Here is a 20,118-nt window from a genome sequence, read left to right on the forward strand (position 1 = left end):
TTTAATGTTTTTGTGTACGTATGGGGGAATTATGAGAATTGACAAGTATCTGAAGGTCAGCAGGGTCATAAAAAGAAGAACTGTTGCAAATGAGGTATGTGAGCAGGGGAGAGTAAAAATAAATGATAAGATTGCAAAGCCCGGCTCAGAAGTAAAAGTGGGAGATATAATCGAAATTCAATTTGGTAATAACACTACTACAATTGAAATAACCCGAGTATCGGAACATGTTGCAAAGGACGATGCAAAGGAAATGTACATTTTGAAATGATAAAAAACCGGTATTACCTTAAAAGGCAGTACCGGTTTTTTTATGTAAAAATCATTTTTTAATCGATTCCAGCATATGTATTAAGTAAGCAAGGGCTAGTCTATTTTGCATACAGGGAGGGTCAAGTGATGGAAGAGAAGAAGATGATAAAACCTAAAAATCAGACGCTGCTGCTGGATAACCGGGAGCGGCTGAGTGTTACAGGAGTTACAGATGTTGAAAGCTTTAATGAAGAGAGTATTATCGCAATAACAGATTTGGGAGTATTGATTATCAGAGGGATGAACCTGCACATAAATAAGCTTAATCTGGATAGTAATGAACTGGTGGTTGAAGGCGACATATTTTCTCTTGAATATAGTGATGGTGAAAATACCAAATCGAAGTCGTTCTTTGGAAAGATGTTTAAATAAGGTGTTGCTGCAAATACATAATGTAAAGGCTGGCAGGTATATCAAATGATATCAATTGGTGAACAGGTCTACATATTCCTATATGCAATTTTGGCCGGAGCAATTGCGGCTTTTCTTTATGACCTTTTGAGGATAAAAAGAAGGGCAGTAAAAACCGGAGTCATATTTGTAGGGCTTGAGGATATATTATACTGGCTCACTGTAGCAGTATTCCTCTTTATAACGGTTTATAACAGCAACAGCGGTCAGATGAGAGGATTTATATTCATCGGGAATGTTATAGGGGTAATGCTTTATGAATCACTGCTGAGCAATTTGATTATAAAATCCTCAATGATGGTAATCAGACTGATTATCAAAATCTTTAAATTTATATGGATGGCTGTAAGCTACCCTTTTAAGCTGGCCTACAAAATCATAGCGATTCCCGTGGCTTTTATTTTCAGACTGATAGAAAAATTATTCAGGTTTTTGGGGAGCTGCCTGGGAAAGGCTTTTAAAAAGGCCGACCTGAAGGGGAAGACCCGTAAACTGGGAGGAAAGGTCCTGACTGTAAAAGTCCGGACAACTGCGAAAGCCCGTAAGAGGCTGCAAAAAATAGCCGAAAACCGTAAAAGAAGGCAAAAAGTAAAAAAATCCAAGGCTTCTCAGCAAAATTGATAAAAAAACTCGCCTTGCAGAAGGATTTTTCTCTCAGGCATAGAATATAATAGTGAACGACTGCGTATTATAAGAAATTTACAAAAGATGGTTAATTTGAGGGGTTTCTATGAAAAAACGAAAGAAGTTTAATATTTGGACATTGATACTTATAGTGTCATTTTGCTACTTTGGATATACTTTTTATAACCAGCAGTCCAGCATTGAAGAGAGAAATGCACAGCATGCCCAGCTTGAAAAAAATATTCATGCTGAGACTGTAAAAAAACAGCAGCTTTCCAAGCAGAAGTCCCAGATAAATACTGACGAATTTGCTGAGAAAATCGCCAGGGAAAAACTGGGATATGTTAAAGACGGAGAAAAGATATACGTGGACACCAACAAATAACTACTGCTTGACTGTTTTAAGCATATACTATATAATCGAGTTGTTTTAATCTATTAAAGTGCTAGGCCATCTTGGGTTGAAATTGAGGAGGATCTCTTATTTTATGCCGCTTGAAGTAGGACAGATTATTGAGGGTAAAGTTACCGGTATTACTGCATTTGGGGCATTTGTTCAGTTGCCGGAAGGTAAGACAGGCCTGGTGCATATTTCTGAAGTTGCCCAGGAATATGTTAAAGATATCGGTTCCCATCTTAAAGAAAATCAGATTGTAAAAGTCAAGGTTTTAACTGTTGATCCGAATGGCAAAGTCAGTCTTTCCATAAAAAAGGCTTTTGATCAGAAGCCTCCCGTTGTTGTATCCAAGATTCCTGTAGAAGTGGAATGGAGCAGTTCTAAAAATTCTTCCGGTAATGTATCTTTTGAAGACCGCCTGGCAAAGTTTATGAAGGACAGTGATGAAAAGCTTCATGATCTTAAGAAAAGTATGGATTCAAAACGCGGAAGCGGCGGCTATAGAAAATCTGCTCAATACTGAAAATGTACAATTAAAATAATGGTGATATAGCAATAAATAGGTGTTGACACTGGTGTGCCTATAGTATTATAATAATCTAGTCGCTGTTGATAATCCGTGCCGAAGTGGCGGAACTGGCAGACGCACAGGACTTAAAATCCTGCGGGGCTAACACCCCGTACCGGTTCGATTCCGGTCTTCGGCACCAACTTATATGTTTGACGGCGAGATTGATGACTGTCAAGCAAAAAACCGCCAGGCTGGGCGGTTTTTTAATTTGTAAGATTATATTAAAATTTTAAAAGGCAGATAAAAATATCTGTCTTTTTTTGTGGTGTGATTGCGTGGTCTGATTGCAACGCTATGATAATTTAATCCGATTTTATTATTGACGGCAGTATATAAAGGCAACAGTAGAATTTTAATAATGAGGTAGATTTTAGGGAATGATTGCTGCAACAATATACGGGATTACCAGATATTGACCATTATTAAAAAATATGGTAGTATGTTGATGTTTTATATAATGTTTTAGTCAAGAGGGTCATTTGATGAGGAAGCTTGCCAAATTAATTATAATTCCCGTATTGATCGGTGTAATAGTTGAACTCACAACACACCTCATTTCGCAGCAATTTAAAGGTTTTTTTAATATGGATCAGTATTCTCAGCAAAATATTGTAATAAACGGAAGCACTGCTCTCTCTTCCACCAATGCAAAGGATCTTCAAATAAAAAATCGCACCGACTCAACAAATAAATCTCAACCTGAAGAAGCAACGGATTCCAATGAAGTTATTATTAAAGAAGGGGAAACATTTGCCGATAAGGATTCCGGCATAGTTATTGCAGTAAAGAATATATATCGTAACTCAGTAGATATAAATTTTACTTCCTCCCAGGAAAGCAGTCATACAAAATGGATTGATCTGGGCGATGTAATAACAACAGAAAATAAAGGATATCTATATAAAGTCATTTTTAAAGAAATATCAGGGGGTAACTATTATATCAAAATCACTTTTACCAAAGAAGAAATAAATAGTCCTGTCCCTGCAGAAAGCAAATCTGTACTGGACACCATAGTGGGAAAATACGAAGGTACCTGTACAGGATTTAATGATGTTGATGGAATTGAAATAGATATATACTTAACGGATAAGGATACGGCAGAAGCAAAACTGTATTTTATTGGGGATACCGTAATACCCTCATTGCAACCCATTGCATGTTTAATGAAAACGGAATATGATAGTGCCAATAAAACATTGCTTCTGACAGGATATCAGTGGATTAATGCTTATAATGGCTTGTTGGTGGATTTAAAATGTAAGCTTGATAATAAAACTCTAAGCGGAGATATATTTGCAGGAAGTAATTTCCCTGCCCAGGACGCAGGGAAAAAGATTGGTGATTTTACTGCTGTCAAAAAATAAAGAACCCAGCCTGGTACCTGCTAAAATATATAAAATAAAGCTTTTAAGGTATTCCATAAAAGCTTTATTCCAGTTGAGACGAATATGTTTACACATGCTGTTACTGTTTGGCTTTCAGATACCTGGCATAGCTGAACAGTTCTTTTTTATTCTCTTCGGATAAGGTTTCGTAAAGCTCGGTCAATTCATTGGAAGACTGGTCAAGATACATTGAGTTTGAAACTCCGGCCAGCCAATCCAGGCTCACATTGAACTTTTTTGATATGAGAATGGCAATGCTGATGGGGACATCTCTGGCCTCTTTTTCATTTTCTCCTTCATACCTGTACACAGAACTTCTATGAATACCAAGCATTCTTGCAAATTCATCAACGGGATATCCCAATTGGAGTCTCAGCTCCTTTATCCGGTCGTTAGTTGCTGCCATATGTAAAACCTCCTGTATAAGTCGTAACAAGTTTATTATATATATATTGTCTCCGAATGTAAATAAAAAATTTCCGATTGGAGAAATTCTTGTTGACATCCAGCAAATGGAATGTTATTATAATATTGTTCCCAAACTGCGACAACTAAATAAAGCTGTGCGTTTAACAGACCGAATTCCCGCCAAAATATGTGGAGCTGGCTCGGATTTCCTACTGTAAATGCAGGAGAAGGGGCAGAAGGGCATTATGGATGTAATGATGCCCTCTTTGTTCCCAAACGGAGAAGCGTTGATGCATTGATAAGGAGATAACTTATGATTAAACAGGAATTAACAGAAATAAATCAGTTGAAAAAGGAAATAAATCTTTTAAGACAAAAACTTCAGGAACTGAGCTATGGTGACAGTGAGACAGTGGTGTCCGACAGGGTAAAGGGAAGTATGGCCCAGTTTCCCTATCTGCCGCGAACCTTCACCATAGTAGGACGTGAAGAAATGTCGGAAGAATGCCTGGAGCAAAGAAACCAAATGGCAATGAAAATCAGGACAAAGACCCAGGAGCTTATGTCAAAGGTGAACAGGGCTTTTCAGTTCATCGAAAGCATACAGGACAGCAATGTCAGGCAAATACTTACATACAGGTATATAGACGGACTCACCTGGGAACAGACCGGGGAGTGTATGAGCTATTCATGGGAAACAGTCAGAAAGAAGCATGACAGATTTCTGAAAAGTATACCAAACAATACCAGTATATATGATGTAATATAGTATTGTAAAAGATTATGCAAGTGCGGCTTGTGCAAATGACATGACTAAGGCAATTTGTTTAAATCTTCGGCCCGAAACGGGATATTCTATGAAAGACCTGCATGAAAAGGGTTTTGGCACGGCAAGCAAGTCGGATGCCAAAGACTGGCGGGTTAAAATAGCTCGTGCGGGCCGCTTTTATAAAAGCGAATATGCTACAGGGCAGCTCTTCTCACAAGGTGTATTTGAGTTCCTGCAATAAAAGCCGGTTTATCCGGGTTTTAAAGGAAAATATAATCTGAAATAAAGTATACCAAACAATACCAGTCCATATGATGTATGATGCTAGTGGTCTGTAACATCTAAAACGTATATTGCCGGCGTGGAAAATTTCTGCAGGGTAAGGCGGAGGACGAAGGCAATACTGCATGTATCGGCAAGAACGACAACGAAATTCTGCGCAGAATTTAACCGTCGGCAATATGTGACTTTTAGGTGTTACAGACCACTCGTGTAAGGAATTATGCCTGAGGAGTGGTTGATGAAGGCAGTTGGGGGAAAGGGGGAATAGAGCAAGTGAGAAAAGCAGCTTTAAAAAACATTGGAGGGAAGTAAATGGTCAATGTATTTATTGACGCCATTGCATTAAAGATTAATGCGGAGCTTGGCGAAGGGTTCACCATCTATAAGGAAGTTCAGGAACAAGGTTTTGATTTGCCTTGTTTTTTTATTTTTCTGAATACTTCCAAACAGAAAAAAATGATTGGAAAAAGATATTTCAGGGAGCAGCAATTTGTTATTGAATATCATCCGGGTACGGGCGGAAAGAAAGCCCAGATCAATGCTATGATCCCCAGGCTGAATACTGCTCTGGAATATGTGGCTGCAGAAGGTGACATGTTTACGGGAAGCAAAATGAGCTGTGAGGTCATAGGCGAGGTTTTACATTTTTATGTGAATTACAATTACCATGTCTATGAACCGGCAAATGCTTTGGAAACCATGGAGGATGTGGAGCTTGACAGCAGGCTGAAGGTAGAATGACGGCACAAAACGGTGCAAATATGAAACAAGACGGCACTAGGAGGTTAATATGGGTTTGAATTTGAATACCGGCAAGGGAAAAAAGGCAGCAGAAGCAGTAAAAACCACAGCTTTTTCAAAGGAACAGCTTGTCTCAAGCAGCAGGTACCTGCACCGGAAGGATCTGGTCAATGCGTTGCTTGCAGAGGACAAGCCGTACTGCTTTGAAGAGGTTGACAGCATGATTGATAAATTTATGAAAGGAAAGGTGAAATAGTATGGCACTTGGAGGAGGAACATTTTTAACGCAGAATAAGATTCTGCCGGGAAGTTACATCAATTTTATAAGCGCTGCAAAGGCAGCGGGCACTTTAAGTGAGAGAGGACTTGCAGCTATGCCTCTGCTGCTCGACTGGGGAATTGAAGGCAGGGTGTTCAAGGTGGATGCCGAACAGTTTAACAAGGACTCACTTAAAATTTTTGGCTATGGAAATGGACATGAGAAGCTGAAAGGCTTAAGGGATTTGTTCAAGAACATTCGAGCAGGGTATTTCTATAGGCTCAATGGCGGTGAAAAGGCTGCTTGCACCTATGCTGAAGCAAAATATTCAGGTGTGAGAGGTAATGATATAAAAATCGTCATTTCCAAAAATGTTGATAACGACAGCCTGTATGATGTTCAAACCCTTGTGGGAACATTAAAAGTCGACCTGCAGACCGTAGCCGTCATGGCGGACTTAAAAGCCAACGATTTTGTGGATTTTAAAGCAGCCGCGGAAATTTCAGTTACAAGCGGTACTCCTTTGAGCGGAGGAACAAACGGTGAAGCTGTGACGGGTGAGGAATACCAGTTGTTTTTGGATAAAATCGAGCCGTTTTCCTTCAACACCCTTGGCTGCCCCTCCACTTCAACTGAAATAAACAACTTATTCGTCCAGTTTACCAGGAGAATGAGGGAAGAAGCCGGAGTCAAGTTCCAGACAGTAGTATACAGGACGGAGGCCGACTTCGAAGGTGTCATCAATCTTCAGAATGAGGTGACCGGGGATTCCAATCCTGCCTCTCTCGTATATTGGACCACCGGTGCTGCGGCAGGCTGCGCAGTAAACAAATCCAATACCAACAGGATTTATGACGGTGAATTCAAGGTCAAGGCGGATTACCGGCAAGCAGAGCTTGAAGAGGCTATTAGGGGCGGAAAATTCATACTTCACAGGGTTGGTGACAGCATCAGGGTCTTGACCGACATTAACAGCTTTACCTCTTTTAATGAAGACAAGAACGGCAATTTTGGCAGCAACCAGACTATCAGGGTGCTTGACCAGATTGCAAATGATATTGCGGTGCTCTTCAATACCAAATACTGCGGAAGCATGCCCAACGATCCTGCGGGCAGGATATCTCTGTGGAATGATATTGTCAGGCAGCATCAGGAACTTGAGAAAATCAGGGCAATTGAAAACTTTAATCCCGAAGATGTTGTCATATCCAAGGGAGAAGACAAGAAAGCCGTTGTAATCCAGGATGCGGTTACCATAACCAATGCAATGGAACAGCTTTACATGCTCACTATCATACAATAATTAAAAGGAGTGGAGAAACTATGCAGACAATGAATGCAAAAGACGCTATAAGTGCGTCCATGGCTGAGTGCTATATATTTATCGGTGATGACAGGTACAATTTCATGCAGGCAATAAATCTGGAAGCAAGTGTTGAAAAGACAAAGAGCGAAGTACCCATACTGGGAAGGACCGGCAAGGGGAACAAGTCCACAGGCTGGAAGGGTACAGGCTCTGCGACCTTCCATTACAATACCTCCATATTCAGAGAAATGCTGGCAAACTACAAAAAAACAGGACAGGATTTATATTTTGATATCCTGGTCACCAATGAGGATGCCGGATCGGGAGTTGGAAGGCAGACTGTACTTCTTAAGGACTGCAATGTTGATGGAGGTATTCTGACGAAATTTGATGCGGATGCGGAATATTTGGATGAGGATATGGATTTCACCTTTGAGGATTTTGAAATCAGAGAGTCCTTCAGCCAGCTCCCCGGTATGAAAATATAAGTTAAGGAGACCAAATATGAATAACCTGAGCGCTTTTTTAAAGCAGAATGCTTTTCAAAATGAGACAATAAGGTTCGTTGCCTCAAAAAGATTCTGCAATGAGGAAGGAATCCCTGTAGAATGGGAGATCAGCAGTATTACCTCGGAAGAGGATGAAGCTATCAGAAAGGCCTGCACCCGGAAGGTGCAGGTCCCGGGCAAGAAAAACCAGTTTACGCCTGAAACCGATTATAACCTGTACCTGGGAAGGCTTGCAGCCAAGTGTACGGTTTATCCCAACCTGAACAATGCCGAGCTTCAGAACAGCTACGGCTGCATGGGTGCGGATTCCCTGCTCAAAGCCATGCTCAAGCCGGGAGAATATGCGGATTTTATTGCCAAAATACAGGAAATCAATGGTTTCGATGTTTCTATGGAAGAGCTGGTAGATGAAGCAAAAAACTCATAAACGAAGGCGATAGTGATTCCAACATAGCATATTATTGCCTTCATAAATTTCATATATTACCTGGCCGGTTTCTGAGCCTTCCCCGAGAAGAAAGGGCTTTTATTACGGCAGCCATCCAGTTGAAAATCGAAGGGGACAGGAAAGAAATGAAGAGGAGCAAAGCCAAAGGCAAGAGATAAAAAACAATAAACAAAAATATAAGGTAAAAGGCAAGTAGCGGGGGAGTGCTGCTCTGGATGAGCCCACTCCCTTTCATATAAAGGCTGGTGATTAATAATGGCTACAATAGAAAATGCCTTAAAGATAACAGGCAGTTCAGCTAGTATGTTCAGTTCAATGAACAAATCCATAAACATTGTGACAACCAGTGTAATGCAGCTGCAAGTTGAACTCAACAAGGTTTCCGAAAAAACGGAGACTGTAATTGACAAATTTAAAAAGATGGCAGCAGTGGGCGATAAGGTCATGGAGTTTGCCAGGGGGATTGGAGGAAAGGTCAAGGCGGGCATGGAGCTGTCTGATAAATTTGCATACCAGAAGGCGGCGCTCACCTCTGCTGCACAGCCGGGGGGCGATAACGCTGAAATGCTCCGTCAGAAGCTGTTTGCCGCATCACAGAATTCCGGCGGTGGGTATGACAATACGCTGACTGCCTTTACAAAGCTGGCGGCGGCACCAAAAGCAAATTTTAAGGGAAATGATGAAATAATTAGCTTTACAGAGCTGATGAATAAGGCCTTTGCAGGAGTGAGCCAGGAAAAGGCCGCTGCGGGAATTGAAACGGTTACAAATGCAATGGCAGCAGGAAGGCTTGAGGGAGAAGACCTGATTTCCGTTATGCAGCAGGCTCCCGGACTGGTACAGGCCCTGTCGGGTTATACCGGACAGTCCCCGGAGGCTTTGATGTCACAGGGTGTATCTGCCGACGTATTGAAAAACTCCATGCTTAATGCGGCAGATAAAATAAATGAAAGATTTGGACAAATGCCCGTGACCTTTCAAAGCATCTGGAGCAGAATAAGCGACACAGCCTGGAATGCCCTGTCGCCTGTTATGGAGAAGGTGGTCAACTTCCTGCGCAGCGAAGACGGACAGGCCATGGTGACAGGTATTATTAACGGAATAGGCATTCTAGGCAACTTTTTAAATAATGTATTCAATCTTGTTACCCAGATTGCCTCGTTTGTCTCCGCCAACTGGGGATTGATTGCCCCTGTAATATGGGGAATAGTAGGAGCAATTGCCGCCTTTGCAGTGGCCATGCTGATTTCAAAGGCTGTAACTGTGGCAGTGGGAATAGCAGAGGGAATAAAAGCTGCTGCAACCTTATTAATGGCACTTGCAACAGGCACTGCCACCGCAGCTCAGATGGCGCTGAACGGAGCCCTGTTTGCCTGCCCAATAACCTGGATAATACTTGGAATAATTGCCTTGATAGTCCTGTTTTACGCAGTGGTGGCGGCAATCAACCACTTTGCGGGTACCAGTATTTCGGCTACAGGAGTTATCATGGGTTATTTTGCCATGATGGGAGCGAACATTTACAACATGTTTGCCAGATTGTGGAACAATATAGCCGCTTTTGTGGAGTTCTTTGCAAATGTATTTACAAATCCTGTATATTCCGTGAAAAGGCTCTTTGTTAATCTTTTTACAAATATACTTGATTATGTGAAAACCATAGCCTCTGCCATAGACATGGTATTTGGATCAAATATGGCAGGCGGCATAGAAAAGCTCCAGAACGGCATGCAGGACTGGCTTGGAGAAAAGCCGGAGGATTACAAGGTCATCAAGCGCTTGGAAATGAAAGATCTTGATGAGGCCTATAAGGCGGGATATTCTACCGGGGACAAGCTTCAGAAGAGCGTTGCCGGTATATTTGATCCCGGAAAGCTCACTGACTTAACCGATAAACTCAAATCCCCTGTAGACCCTTATAAACCCGAGGACGGAAAAGACAGTGCCAATCTGGCGTCTACCGCCGCCAATACCGGGGCAATGAAGGACTCAATGGCCATATCCGAGGAGAACCTGGTATATATGCGTGATATAGCTGAACGGGATGCTATCAACAGGTTTACTACTGCTGAAATCAGTGTTGAAATGGGGGGCATTACCAATAACGTAAACTCCGCGCTGGATTTGGACGGAGTTGTTTCATATATGGAGCAAAGGATTTATGAAACCATGTCGGTTGCCGCAGAGGGGGTGCAGGGCTAATGGCGTATTTATTGTATATGAATGAAATACTGATGCCGGTGGTTCCTTCAAAAATAGAGATGAAAGTAAAAAATCAGAACAGCACCCTGAATCTTATGAACGGGAGAGAGATAAACATAATAAAGCCTCCCGGCCTGACGGAATTCAGCTTTGAGCTGCTCATTCCCCAGGTCAGCTATCCCTTCGCCGTGTATGGCAGCAGTGAATGGGAGCTTATGGCGGCTTCCGGTTCAAACAGGTTGAAAAGGTTTATTGAAGCCCGGGAATACCTTGGACTGTTTGAGAGTCTGAAAAAACGCACAACTCCATTTCCTTTCAAAATAGAAAGGTATACTCCCGATGGAGACAAGCTTTATGAAACAAAAGCTGATATGGATGTAACCCTGGAGGAATACAGCGTCATAGAGGATGCCTCAAACGGCCTTGATATCTTAGTACCTGTGAGACTTAAGCAATATGCCCCCTATGGCCTGAAACCCGGCCCGGACAGGGACAAACGCCCAGCCCAGCTCGCTGAGGAGGATAAACCTGTAAACAATAAGGATTTACGTCCTTTGACCTACACCGTTAAAAGAGGGGATACCCTCTGGGGCATATGCAAAAAGTATTTGGGAGACGGTTCAAAATACCCTCAGATTGCAAAATTAAACGGTATCAGCAATCCCAACTTTATAAGGGAGGGGCAGGTGATCAAACTTGGCTGAACTTAAAATGACCATCCAAAACGGCAGTAAGCTTTACGAGCCAAGGGTGCTGGAGGGTGTCACCTGGGAAACAGCCAGAAAGGGGGTACCCGGCAAGCTGGAATTTACAGTGGTCAAGGACGGAGTTCTGAGCTTCCAGGAGGGCAACAGGGTCAGCTTTTCAGTGGACGGTGTAAATCTGTTCCTGGGTTTCGTCTTCACTAAAAAGCGCAACTCTGACGGGACTATCAAGGTCACAGCCTACGATCAATTGAGATATCTTAAGAATAAGGATACCTATAATTATAAGAAACTGACAGCCGGTGAGCTGGTGAAACAGATAGCCGGGGATTTCCGGCTGAAAACCGGTGTTATAGAAAATACCGGCTATGTCATTGAACGCAGGCTTGAAGATAACAAAACCCTGTTTGACATAATTCAAACCGCCTTGGATTTGACCCTGCAAAATAAAAAGAAGCTCTATGTGCTTTATGACGATTATGGAAAATTAACGCTTAAGGATATAGAGTCCATGAGCCTGCAAGTGTTCATTAATAAAAGCACGATACAGGATTTTGATTATACCTCCTCCATAGACGGAGAAACCTATAACCGGATAAAGCTGGCATATAACAATGAAAAAGCCGGCAAAAGGGACATCTACATTGCAGAAGACAGCAAAAGAATGGGAGATTGGGGAGTGCTTCAATACTTCGAAACCATAAATGAGAAGACAAATGGTAAAGCCAAGGCAGATGCCCTGCTTTCACTGTACAATCAAAAAACCCGGAATCTTTCAGTTTCAGGAGCCCTGGGAGACATCCGTGTCCGGGGTGGAAGCAGTGTTGGTGTGGAGCTGGACCTTGGAGATATCAATCTCAAGAATTACATGCTGGTTGAATCAGTCAAGCACACCTTTAAAGTCAATGAGCACTTTATGGATATGACATTAAGAGGAGGTGGCACTATTGCCTGATATGCTCGAACTAATCAAGCTTGCAGCCATAGGGGCGGTCAATGCATCAAAACCTGTGTCCCTGGTGTTTGGAGAGGTTACAGGGGTTTCACCACTGAAAATCAGTGTTGAGCAAAGGCTTGTTCTGAATGAGGAGCAGCTTGTGCTTACCAGCAATGTGAGAGATTATGAGCTGGACATGACGGTTTCCCATTTTACAGGAGAGAGCGACTCTCACCGGCATACATATGAGGGAAGAAAGAAGTTCCTGGTTCATAATGGATTGGTGGTGGGGGATTCTGTAATCATGCTTCAAATGCAGGGAGGACAAAATTTTGTTGTATTGGATAAGGTGGTGAATATATGATTCCGTTTGTTTATGAGGATTTGCAGCCTGACCTTGAATATGTCAGGCAACCTTCCGGGACCTACAGGATGCACCTGGAGGAAAAGAGGATATGGGGAATGCTGGACGGCAGTGAGGCAATCCGGCAGGCTATATATAAGATTCTCAATACTGAGAGGTATGACAGTGTGATATATAGCTGGAACTACGGTGCAGAGCTGGTGGAGCTGGTTGGGCAGCCTGTGCCCTATGTTTATTCCCAACTGGAAAGAAAAATAACCGAGGCTCTTCTACGGGATGACAGGATTACGGAGGTGGTTGACTTCTCATTTTCTGCAGATAAGGGAAGGGTTACGGCAGCATTTACGGCAGTCACAACAGAGGGCGGCATTGCCGTTGAAAAGGAGGTGAGGCTTTGATGTATGAGAATTTAACCTATGAAGTGCTTTTACAGAGAATGCTGGACCGCATTCCAAATACCATTGACAAGCGCGAAGGCTCTGTGATATTTGACGCACTTGCACCTGCGGCGGCAGAGCTGGCGCAGATATATATTGAAGCTGATGTGATTATGAATGAGGCATTTGCCGACACTGCATCCAGAGCTTATCTTATCCGCAGGGCGGCTGAACGGGGAGTAGTGCCCAGAGCAGCTTCAAAGGCAGTGCTCAGAGGTGAATTTAATGTGAATGTTCCCATAGGAGCAAGGTTTTCCCTGGGGAATCTGAATTATGCTGTAACTGAGCAGCTAACCGGTTTTCAGTACAAACTTGTTTGTGAAACTCCCGGAGCGGAGGGAAACCGCAATTTCGGCACCTTGCTGCCGGTGGATTATATAGATGGTCTGAGCAGCGCAGAGCTGACTGAAATATTGATTCCCGGTGAGGACGAGGAGGATACAGAGCAGCTCAGAGCCAGGTATTTTTCAACTCTGGATTCACAGGCTTTTGGAGGGAATGTTACCGACTACAGGCAAAAGGTGAATGAAATACAGGGAGTGGGGGGTCTGAAGGTTTATCCTGTCTGGAACGGAGGGGGCACCGTCAAGCTGGTGCTCATAGATTCACAGTTTGGAAAGCCCTCGGAGGAGCTTATACTGGAGGTCCAGTCCAGAATTGACCCTTTGGGGAACCAGGGGAATGGGGTTGGATTGGCTCCGATTGGGCATAGTGTGACTGTTGCCAGTGTGGAACGGCAGCAGGTTGATATCGAAACTGTTATCAGCTATCAGCAGGGCTGGGCCTGGCAGGATGTGAAAAATTATGCGGAAGCGGTCATTGATGAGTACTTTCTGGAGCTCAGCAGGAATTGGGCGGACAGTCAGAACCTCATAGTGCGCATAAGCCAGATTGAAACCAGACTGCTGAATGTTCCCGGGGTTTTGGACATTTCGGGTACCAGGCTCAATGGTGCCGAGCAGAATTTGGTGTTGGACAAGGATGCAATTCCTGTAAGGGGTGATATGGTTGGATAGAGAAATAAATACCATAAATTATCTGCCTGACTTTTTAAAGGAGTTCAGGGAGTTCGGAGCGCTGGCAGAGGCTGAAAATCCTGAACTTCTTTACGCCTGGGACGTATATGAGGAGCTTTTGAAAAACCAGTTTGTAAATGACTCGGGAGAACCCGGGGTCAAACGCTGGGAAGCTATATTGGGACTTCTGCCCAAGGGCTCTGACACCCTGGATATAAGAAGGTTCAGGATACTGGCCAGACTCAATGAGAAGCTGCCCTATACCCGGAGGATACTGGAACAGCAACTGGCAGCCTTATGCGGAGAGGACGGCTATCTGGTAGAAATCAGGAACGGGGAATATACCCTGGCCGTCAGAGTGGCTATGGCCGCAAAAGCAAAGTTTGAAGAGGTGGGCAGCCTGCTGAGGAGAATCGTGCCTGCAAATATGGTTATTGATTTAAGCCTGCTCTACAGCAGTCATTCAAAGCTGGCGGGCCATACTCATGCGGAACTTTCAACCTATTCACACGAACAATTGAGAAACGAGGTGTTTTAATTCATGGCTACAAGTACAAACAATTACAATTTAACCAAACCTTCACCGGAGGATTTCTATGATATTGAAGTGCAGAATGAGAACATGGAGGTCATAGACGGGAAGCTGAAGGAGCTGGAAACAGGGGTGGACGAAGTACAGACACAGCTTGGGGTGCATATGGGGGATTATGTGCGCAATGCAGGCTTTGGAGTTACGGGAGGGACATTGACTGCATATATTTTAACTCTTACCCCCGCTCCAACAGTGTATATTGACGGTCAGCAATTTACAATTCTGCCGCATATTGATTGTGGGACAACCCCTTCTCTTAACATTAATGGGCTTGGGGCCTTAACCATACTGAAACAGGATGGTTCGGCAGTCGCAGCAGGAGATATCAAGGCAAACAAACCCCTGGCATTAGTGAGGGTAGGTAGCAATTTTTTTATGCGTAGTGGCAGTTCAGGAGATGTAGGTTTTTTTGCTAAATATATAGGTAATACCGATTGGGATTTAAAATATGACGCAATAGCCTTACCACAAAATTCTGCTCCTGCATGGACAAAAACAACAAGTGGAAGCCCAACTGAATCTGTAGCTGGGGGAATATTAAGTTGTAACAGTGGTAATACAAATGGTAATAATATATCTTATACATCCTCATCAGGACTAGTTGTACCCTCTAAAACTAAAAAGGTAACTTTCAGAGTGAAGGTGAGCAGTGGAAGCACAAATGGGGCTGGTTTCAGAGTATATATTAATGATGGCGTTAGGGTATGCCTTGTAGCTTTTAGAAGTTCAGGAGATATAATATATTATGATGGCTCTGGCTACATTACATTAGCCAGTGGGTTCGTGTTCAGTAGTTATTTCGTAGGAAGCATAGAACTTAGTAGCGGGTCTGGTTTAAAAGTATTCATCAATGATGTTCAGGCGGGCTCCACAATATCTTACAATAGTGTGAGTTATGCCGGCTCCCAGAATTATATATCATTTGGGGCGTACAATGACAGTACCACAAGTATCTGGGATTTAGACTATATAAACTATGTACTTGATTTTGAGGTGGAGAACCCTATAACCTTGGTAAATAGGGTTACACAAGGGTCTTATATACATAGCAATGAAAATGTGCAGCTTACATTAGACTCTGCTCAAAGTATGTCAGTTGACTTTTCTACCCCAACCTCCATAGCTAGCTCTTCATTTTTAACTTCAGGTTCTGCCAGACCCCAAGTACTTGTTAATGGGTGGATTGTTGTCCCCGTCATGGATGAGACAAATAAAACTATAATTATAAGAGTTTCAAAAAATGGAGGGGTGGATTGGGAAACTTTATGTACTATAAGTAACGGTACTGTTAATTCATCAGGTGCTTTATCAGTTGGCTCCTCTGTAAGTATTGGTTTTGCCTCATCGGGCAACTCCATATATGTGTTAGCATGGAGGTTTAGCAGCAGTGGTTCAAAAGGCACAATATGTTTGTGGACTATTGATGCTTCAACACAAACTAACACCAATATATACTCCATGAAAAGAGATATTGAGGAACAAAATACTATTGGAGCCGGATGCTATTTAGTAATGGATTCTACATTAACACTGCAGGCAACGTGGTGTAGCAAAAATGCTACTTATGCAAATAGTTTTAATATCAGGTATAGCAAATCTATAGATGGTGGCTACTTATGGGCTACCCCTACACAAATAACAAATGTAAATACATCTGGATATGATAGACAGTATCCAGTACTTGTTATGAAAGCTAATAACCCAATAATAATTTATAATCAGACTTATTCTGGCAGTGCTAATTGCATAATGATATCCTACTACAACGGCAGCTCTTGGGTGGGAACTGACTACGGCTCTAATATCCTGTATAATGGGGGAAGTTTTGGCCAATATAGTTCATCTGCAACTGTGACAAGCGATGGTGCTATTCATGTTGTGTGGTATGGTGTTGATTCTTCCTCCAGCGGTACATTTAATATTTTTTACAGTAAATCAACCAACGGGGGGGTGAGTTGGTCAACAGGTTTAAAATTAACATTTGATACATCCGCGGGGTATAGTAATTATACTCCTACAATAGTAGGGGATTTAAATAACAACTTATGGGTGAATTGGCATCATTACTTAGACTCCGGAAGTACTTGGAGTAAGATATATAAAGTAGTATATACCAATTCTTCTAGCTCATGGTCTTCCGTTACAGCAATTACAAGCAACTCCAGTGGGAGGGTAGCTTCTCCGTCATTCTGTGATAACTGTAACAATTTTACAGAACCACTTTGTGTTTACCAAGATAATGTGTCAAATGCTGTGAAGCTCACAGGTATTTTTGATATAAGTTCTACACAACAGATAATACCATCAATAAATAATGCTGTTTTTGGGAACCAAATAATGGCTATGGGCATGGGAACTTTAAAGACGTTAGGTAATTCACTAAAGAGGTATAATGGCTTTGTAAGTAGAAAATCGAAGGGGTGGTCATGATGGTAACTGATTTAAGCGGTGTCAGCAGGCTAATAGTCGAAACTGGTTGTTGACCGCATAATGCTACAATAAATGTAATTGAAAAAGCATATAAAAATCATTCCTAAGTCTTGGGCAGGTTTATGAATATATTTTAAAAGCCAGTTTCACAGACCTGTTCACACATATAAAGTGGCTGGTTCAGTTCAGTATTTTTTATTTAGCAGAGTCATGAAGCTTTTTCTTGGTTTTAGCAATACACGATGCCGACTGACAGCACATAACATAAACAAAAAAGAAATGAGGTGTTTTAATATTGTCTACAATTACAGACAATTACAGCTTAACAAAACCTTCTCCTGAGGATTTTTATGATATAGAAGTCCAGAATGAGAATATGGAAATCATAGACCGGAAGCTGAAGGAGCTGGAAACCGGTATTGAAGATGTAGAGGGAGCGCTTGATGCCCGTATGGCAGACGCGGAGTACCAAACAGCTACGGTTTCGGGTACACAGATTCATATAGCCCGACAATCTCTTTCAAAGAGGCTGTACTTCAAACTGGCTGAGGACTTAAGCGGGGGAGTGATAACCATAAGCCTGGACTCGGGTGCAACCTCGCTTCCACTCAAGGATATAGAGGGAAATTCACTGACATCACTGGACAAAGGCTATTGGGAGGTGGTGGATAACACTGTTTTTTTTACCTTACGCCCTAGAGGGGGCGGGAATTTGGGATTCTTTGGCAAGTATACCGGAACAGGTGGAATAGATACCGACACAAAGCTAATACTGCATTTTAATGGTAATGTGACAGATTCATCCTTGACGCCCAAGCTGATATCAGGCACAAATGTAACCTTTGGCTCCGGCGCTTTTGGAGAAGGTGCTGTTTTTAACGGGAATGGTTATGTGACTATTCCAAACAGTGCAGATATTGATTTCGGGAGTAATAATTTTACAATCGATTTTTATTTTCGTACTCCAAATATCAACCAGCAGGATGGGGTTATATTTACAAAAAGAGCTCCTGAACAAAATACGATGCTAACAATTTATATACATCTTGGTAATATAAGGTGCTACGGATATACAAGCGATAACAATATCACGTCGGAAATAGTAACACCTATCAGTGCAAATACCATGTATCATTATGCAGTGGTCAGGCAGGGAAATTCTATCAGGGTTTACTTGAATGGAAAGCTGGTGGGTACAATAACAACCTCATCTGCACTAATATCAAACACAAGCAGTGCTTATATTGGTGCGACAGGTTCTTCAGCTTCACAGTATTTTACCGGAATGATAGATGAGTTCAGGATATCCGGCACTGCCAGATGGAGTTTAGACTTTACTCCTCCTGTAAATGAATATGCTCATAATCCAGAATTGACACTGTTATCACAGGTGATGAAAGACTCTTATGTTTACAGTAATGAAGATGCTCAGCTAGTTTTAGATTCTGCTGCAAATATACCAATAGACCATTCTGATCCGGTTATTGTAGCTGGCTCACCCTATACAACGTCAGCTAATGCAAGACCGCAGGTGCTTAGTAATGGGTGGATTGTTGCAACAGTATACGATTCCACAGCACAGCAATTCAGATTTTTTGTGTCTAAAGATAACGGGACATCGTATCAACAGTTGTGCTATAAGAATACAGCCTCCTCTGCATCTCCTGAGATATCGGTTTGTTCATATGGCACTAAAATATTTGCATTACATACTGTGCGTACGGGAATTAACGGTATATCCTGTCTGATTTTTGATGCCGCAACAACTGCAAACACGGAAGTTCCCTATGTATCTATTGAAACACAAACTGCTGTGGGGTCAGGAGGGTATATTGCAGTTGATTCTACAGGAATATTGCACGCGGCATGGTGCTCAAAAAATAGTTCGTATCCAAATAGTTTTAACATACGATATTCAAACTCCACGGATGGCACAACTTGGGCTACCCCAACGCAGATAACTAATATTAACGTAGGCAGCTATAGAAATGTAACCAATCCTTGTATAATTATTAAAAATAACAATCCAGTTATAATATATCAGGATTTGGATTCAAATACACCAAGTTATTGTATATTTGTTAATTATTATAACGGTACTGCTTGGTCTGGGTCTAAATATGTTTATAATGGCGGCGCGTATGTCCAATCTTATCCATCAGCAACAATTACAAGTGATGGCAGGATTAGTGTTGTATGGAGCGGTAAGGATGCTACAGACACAAATAAAAGTAACATGAGATACAGTGAATCATCAGATGGTGGAGCTACATGGAGCACTATGCTAAAATTAACAAGTGGTAATTCAGTGGCCCAAACTGATGGTTCTATAGCTTCTGATGATAGCGGTAATTTAACAGTCATTTGGCGAAAAGCAGAAACAACGGATACGTATTATTACTATTTAAATAAAATTATATGGAACGGAAGTTCATGGGGAGCAGTTTCGACTATAGCTATTACAAATGGGGCTGTAAATATAGGAATACCCGCCTTATGTGACAATTACAAAAATTTCGCTGAATCATTAGCTATATGGCAGGATAACCAAGCAAGCTCAGTTAAATTCAGAGGTGTGTTTACTGTAAATACCAACCAGCAATTAATACCGGCAATCGACAAGGCCACTTCTGAAAATCAGTTGGTTGCGTTAGGTAATGGAGTACTGAAAACGTATGGAACAGCAGTAAAAAGGTACATTGGATATGTAAGCAGAAAATCAAAGGGCTGGAATTTATAAAACAAAGGAACTTACCATAATGGTAGTTTCCTTTTGTTTTTTAAAACCAGAGCACTACAGATAAAATATATTTAAAGACTTTCACCTTCCGGTTTTATTGCTTATAATCTCAGTATACTTGGTTATGGCAGCATTCAGCATCTGGCTTGCCGTTATGATTTCAGGATCAGCCAGGTCTACATTTTTTTCATTAATCAAGTCATGCAGCTTCTTTCTCAGTTTTTCAATATCATTCATTAAATTATTAAGTTCTGACATAGGGTTATCCTCC

General features: G+C 41.9%; 24 protein-coding genes and 1 tRNA gene. 23 read left to right on the forward strand and 2 right to left on the reverse strand.

The annotated features are described in order from the left end of the window. Positions 1-31: 31 nt before the first annotated feature. The 7 genes from CLHUN_RS11450 (at position 32) to CLHUN_RS11480 (ending at position 3,682) form a co-directional block, all read left to right on the forward strand. Positions 32-271, forward strand: a complete 240-nt coding sequence (locus CLHUN_RS11450; protein ID WP_080064732.1) for an RNA-binding S4 domain-containing protein — start codon at positions 32-34, stop codon at positions 269-271. Between the two features lie 128 nt (positions 272-399). Beyond that, positions 400-684, forward strand: a complete 285-nt coding sequence (gene yabP, locus CLHUN_RS11455) for a sporulation protein YabP (RefSeq protein WP_080064733.1) — start codon at positions 400-402, stop codon at positions 682-684. A 45-nt stretch (positions 685-729) separates the two neighbouring features. Then, positions 730-1,344, forward strand: coding sequence for a spore cortex biosynthesis protein YabQ (yabQ, locus tag CLHUN_RS11460; RefSeq protein ID WP_080064734.1), 615 nt, complete (start codon positions 730-732; stop codon positions 1,342-1,344). A 109-nt stretch (positions 1,345-1,453) separates the two neighbouring features. Further along, positions 1,454-1,732 carry an FtsB family cell division protein gene (locus tag CLHUN_RS11465; protein ID WP_080064735.1) on the forward strand — a complete coding sequence of 93 codons (279 nt, stop codon included), beginning with the start codon at positions 1,454-1,456 and terminating at the stop codon, positions 1,730-1,732. A gap of 103 nt (positions 1,733-1,835) precedes the next feature. Then, complete coding sequence (locus CLHUN_RS11470) at positions 1,836-2,267, forward strand: S1 RNA-binding domain-containing protein (protein ID WP_080064736.1); 432 nt, start codon at positions 1,836-1,838, stop codon at positions 2,265-2,267. 98 nt (positions 2,268-2,365) lie between these two features. Beyond that, positions 2,366-2,454 (forward strand) — tRNA-Leu (locus tag CLHUN_RS11475). Positions 2,455-2,797: 343 nt separating this feature from the next. Beyond that, positions 2,798-3,682: a hypothetical protein gene (locus CLHUN_RS11480; protein ID WP_080064737.1), complete on the forward strand. Its 885-nt coding sequence runs from the start codon at positions 2,798-2,800 to the stop codon at positions 3,680-3,682. 100 nt (positions 3,683-3,782) lie between these two features. On the opposite strand, the gene CLHUN_RS11485 is transcribed toward CLHUN_RS11480, so the two are convergent. After that, entirely contained in the window at positions 3,783-4,109 is a 327-nt protein-coding gene (locus CLHUN_RS11485; RefSeq protein WP_080064738.1) for a helix-turn-helix domain-containing protein, read from the reverse strand. Positions 4,110-4,424: 315 nt separating this feature from the next. Here CLHUN_RS11485 and CLHUN_RS11490 point away from each other — a divergent pair, with 315 nt between their 5' ends. The 16 genes from CLHUN_RS11490 (at position 4,425) to CLHUN_RS11565 (ending at position 19,847) form a co-directional block, all read left to right on the forward strand. After that, positions 4,425-4,880: a sigma factor-like helix-turn-helix DNA-binding protein gene (locus CLHUN_RS11490; protein WP_080064739.1), complete on the forward strand. Its 456-nt coding sequence runs from the start codon at positions 4,425-4,427 to the stop codon at positions 4,878-4,880. Between the two features lie 88 nt (positions 4,881-4,968). Beyond that, a complete protein-coding gene (locus CLHUN_RS22135) occupies positions 4,969-5,121 on the forward strand; it encodes a hypothetical protein (RefSeq protein WP_165755730.1) in 153 nt (50 codons plus the stop codon). A 353-nt stretch (positions 5,122-5,474) separates the two neighbouring features. Next, positions 5,475-5,903, forward strand: a complete 429-nt coding sequence (locus tag CLHUN_RS11495) for a phage tail terminator family protein (RefSeq protein ID WP_080064740.1) — start codon at positions 5,475-5,477, stop codon at positions 5,901-5,903. A gap of 49 nt (positions 5,904-5,952) precedes the next feature. Beyond that, positions 5,953-6,159, forward strand: a complete 207-nt coding sequence (locus tag CLHUN_RS11500) for a hypothetical protein (protein WP_242656503.1) — start codon at positions 5,953-5,955, stop codon at positions 6,157-6,159. Position 6,160: 1 nt separating this feature from the next. Next, the gene (locus tag CLHUN_RS11505; protein ID WP_080064741.1) at positions 6,161-7,465 is read left to right on the forward strand and encodes a phage tail sheath family protein; all 1,305 of its coding nucleotides are present in this window, start codon (positions 6,161-6,163) and stop codon (positions 7,463-7,465) included. 20 nt (positions 7,466-7,485) lie between these two features. Continuing rightward, the gene (locus tag CLHUN_RS11510) at positions 7,486-7,956 is read left to right on the forward strand and encodes a phage tail tube protein (RefSeq protein ID WP_080064742.1); all 471 of its coding nucleotides are present in this window, start codon (positions 7,486-7,488) and stop codon (positions 7,954-7,956) included. Positions 7,957-7,972: 16 nt separating this feature from the next. Beyond that, entirely contained in the window at positions 7,973-8,404 is a 432-nt protein-coding gene (locus tag CLHUN_RS11515) for a phage tail assembly chaperone (RefSeq protein ID WP_080064743.1), read from the forward strand. Positions 8,405-8,680: 276 nt separating this feature from the next. Beyond that, on the forward strand, positions 8,681-10,627 hold the full coding sequence (locus CLHUN_RS11525; protein WP_080064744.1) for a tape measure protein: 1,947 nt from the start codon (positions 8,681-8,683) through the stop codon (positions 10,625-10,627). Further along, positions 10,627-11,331 carry a LysM peptidoglycan-binding domain-containing protein gene (locus tag CLHUN_RS11530; protein ID WP_080064745.1) on the forward strand — a complete coding sequence of 235 codons (705 nt, stop codon included), beginning with the start codon at positions 10,627-10,629 and terminating at the stop codon, positions 11,329-11,331. The genes CLHUN_RS11525 and CLHUN_RS11530 overlap by 1 nt, the downstream gene beginning before the upstream one ends. Next, positions 11,324-12,286 (forward strand): XkdQ/YqbQ family protein, encoded by a 963-nt coding sequence (locus CLHUN_RS11535; protein ID WP_080064746.1) that lies wholly within the window; start codon positions 11,324-11,326, stop codon positions 12,284-12,286. The genes CLHUN_RS11530 and CLHUN_RS11535 overlap by 8 nt, the downstream gene beginning before the upstream one ends. 1 nt (position 12,287) lies before the next feature. Then, positions 12,288-12,632, forward strand: coding sequence for a DUF2577 domain-containing protein (locus CLHUN_RS11540; RefSeq protein ID WP_340148334.1), 345 nt, complete (start codon positions 12,288-12,290; stop codon positions 12,630-12,632). Continuing rightward, on the forward strand, positions 12,629-13,030 hold the full coding sequence (locus CLHUN_RS11545; RefSeq protein ID WP_080064748.1) for a DUF2634 domain-containing protein: 402 nt from the start codon (positions 12,629-12,631) through the stop codon (positions 13,028-13,030). Before CLHUN_RS11540 ends, CLHUN_RS11545 begins: the two co-directional genes overlap by 4 nt. Beyond that, positions 13,030-14,085 carry a baseplate J/gp47 family protein gene (locus tag CLHUN_RS11550; protein ID WP_080064749.1) on the forward strand — a complete coding sequence of 352 codons (1,056 nt, stop codon included), beginning with the start codon at positions 13,030-13,032 and terminating at the stop codon, positions 14,083-14,085. The genes CLHUN_RS11545 and CLHUN_RS11550 overlap by 1 nt, the downstream gene beginning before the upstream one ends. Further along, positions 14,069-14,623 carry a putative phage tail protein gene (locus CLHUN_RS11555; protein ID WP_242656504.1) on the forward strand — a complete coding sequence of 185 codons (555 nt, stop codon included), beginning with the start codon at positions 14,069-14,071 and terminating at the stop codon, positions 14,621-14,623. The genes CLHUN_RS11550 and CLHUN_RS11555 overlap by 17 nt, the downstream gene beginning before the upstream one ends. A gap of 3 nt (positions 14,624-14,626) precedes the next feature. Further along, the gene (locus tag CLHUN_RS11560; protein WP_080064751.1) at positions 14,627-17,107 is read left to right on the forward strand and encodes a hypothetical protein; all 2,481 of its coding nucleotides are present in this window, start codon (positions 14,627-14,629) and stop codon (positions 17,105-17,107) included. Positions 17,108-17,402: 295 nt separating this feature from the next. After that, on the forward strand, positions 17,403-19,847 hold the full coding sequence (locus CLHUN_RS11565) for a LamG-like jellyroll fold domain-containing protein (RefSeq protein ID WP_080064752.1): 2,445 nt from the start codon (positions 17,403-17,405) through the stop codon (positions 19,845-19,847). 81 nt (positions 19,848-19,928) lie between these two features. On the opposite strand, the gene CLHUN_RS11570 is transcribed toward CLHUN_RS11565, so the two are convergent. Continuing rightward, positions 19,929-20,105 carry an aspartyl-phosphate phosphatase Spo0E family protein gene (locus tag CLHUN_RS11570; RefSeq protein WP_080064753.1) on the reverse strand — a complete coding sequence of 59 codons (177 nt, stop codon included), beginning with the start codon at positions 20,103-20,105 and terminating at the stop codon, positions 19,929-19,931. Positions 20,106-20,118 lie beyond the last annotated feature (13 nt).

Origin of the sequence: Ruminiclostridium hungatei (assembly GCF_002051585.1) — a bacterium.
Classification (GTDB): domain Bacteria; phylum Bacillota; class Clostridia; order Acetivibrionales; family DSM-1351; genus Ruminiclostridium; species Ruminiclostridium hungatei.

What these genes read in the sequence shown, in the direction of transcription:
- yabQ (WP_080064734.1), top strand. Translation starts at nt 730, where the DNA reads ATGATATCAATTGGTGAACAGGTCTACATATTCCTATATGCAATTTTG.
- CLHUN_RS11515 (WP_080064743.1), top strand. Translation starts at nt 7,973, where the DNA reads ATGAATAACCTGAGCGCTTTTTTAAAGCAGAATGCTTTTCAAAATGAG.
- CLHUN_RS11465 (WP_080064735.1), top strand. Translation starts at nt 1,454, where the DNA reads ATGAAAAAACGAAAGAAGTTTAATATTTGGACATTGATACTTATAGTG.
- CLHUN_RS11540 (WP_340148334.1), top strand. Translation starts at nt 12,288, where the DNA reads ATGCTCGAACTAATCAAGCTTGCAGCCATAGGGGCGGTCAATGCATCA.
- CLHUN_RS11570 (WP_080064753.1), bottom strand. Translation starts at nt 20,105, where the DNA reads ATGTCAGAACTTAATAATTTAATGAATGATATTGAAAAACTGAGAAAG.
- CLHUN_RS11510 (WP_080064742.1), top strand. Translation starts at nt 7,486, where the DNA reads ATGCAGACAATGAATGCAAAAGACGCTATAAGTGCGTCCATGGCTGAG.
- CLHUN_RS11495 (WP_080064740.1), top strand. Translation starts at nt 5,475, where the DNA reads ATGGTCAATGTATTTATTGACGCCATTGCATTAAAGATTAATGCGGAG.
- CLHUN_RS11450 (WP_080064732.1), top strand. Translation starts at nt 32, where the DNA reads ATGAGAATTGACAAGTATCTGAAGGTCAGCAGGGTCATAAAAAGAAGA.
- yabP (WP_080064733.1), top strand. Translation starts at nt 400, where the DNA reads ATGGAAGAGAAGAAGATGATAAAACCTAAAAATCAGACGCTGCTGCTG.
- CLHUN_RS11560 (WP_080064751.1), top strand. Translation starts at nt 14,627, where the DNA reads ATGGCTACAAGTACAAACAATTACAATTTAACCAAACCTTCACCGGAG.
- CLHUN_RS11485 (WP_080064738.1), bottom strand. Translation starts at nt 4,109, where the DNA reads ATGGCAGCAACTAACGACCGGATAAAGGAGCTGAGACTCCAATTGGGA.
- CLHUN_RS11545 (WP_080064748.1), top strand. Translation starts at nt 12,629, where the DNA reads ATGATTCCGTTTGTTTATGAGGATTTGCAGCCTGACCTTGAATATGTC.
- CLHUN_RS11480 (WP_080064737.1), top strand. Translation starts at nt 2,798, where the DNA reads ATGAGGAAGCTTGCCAAATTAATTATAATTCCCGTATTGATCGGTGTA.
- CLHUN_RS11530 (WP_080064745.1), top strand. Translation starts at nt 10,627, where the DNA reads ATGGCGTATTTATTGTATATGAATGAAATACTGATGCCGGTGGTTCCT.
- CLHUN_RS11505 (WP_080064741.1), top strand. Translation starts at nt 6,161, where the DNA reads ATGGCACTTGGAGGAGGAACATTTTTAACGCAGAATAAGATTCTGCCG.
- CLHUN_RS11470 (WP_080064736.1), top strand. Translation starts at nt 1,836, where the DNA reads ATGCCGCTTGAAGTAGGACAGATTATTGAGGGTAAAGTTACCGGTATT.
- CLHUN_RS22135 (WP_165755730.1), top strand. Translation starts at nt 4,969, where the DNA reads ATGAAAGACCTGCATGAAAAGGGTTTTGGCACGGCAAGCAAGTCGGAT.
- CLHUN_RS11525 (WP_080064744.1), top strand. Translation starts at nt 8,681, where the DNA reads ATGGCTACAATAGAAAATGCCTTAAAGATAACAGGCAGTTCAGCTAGT.
- CLHUN_RS11550 (WP_080064749.1), top strand. Translation starts at nt 13,030, where the DNA reads ATGTATGAGAATTTAACCTATGAAGTGCTTTTACAGAGAATGCTGGAC.
- CLHUN_RS11490 (WP_080064739.1), top strand. Translation starts at nt 4,425, where the DNA reads ATGATTAAACAGGAATTAACAGAAATAAATCAGTTGAAAAAGGAAATA.
- CLHUN_RS11500 (WP_242656503.1), top strand. Translation starts at nt 5,953, where the DNA reads ATGGGTTTGAATTTGAATACCGGCAAGGGAAAAAAGGCAGCAGAAGCA.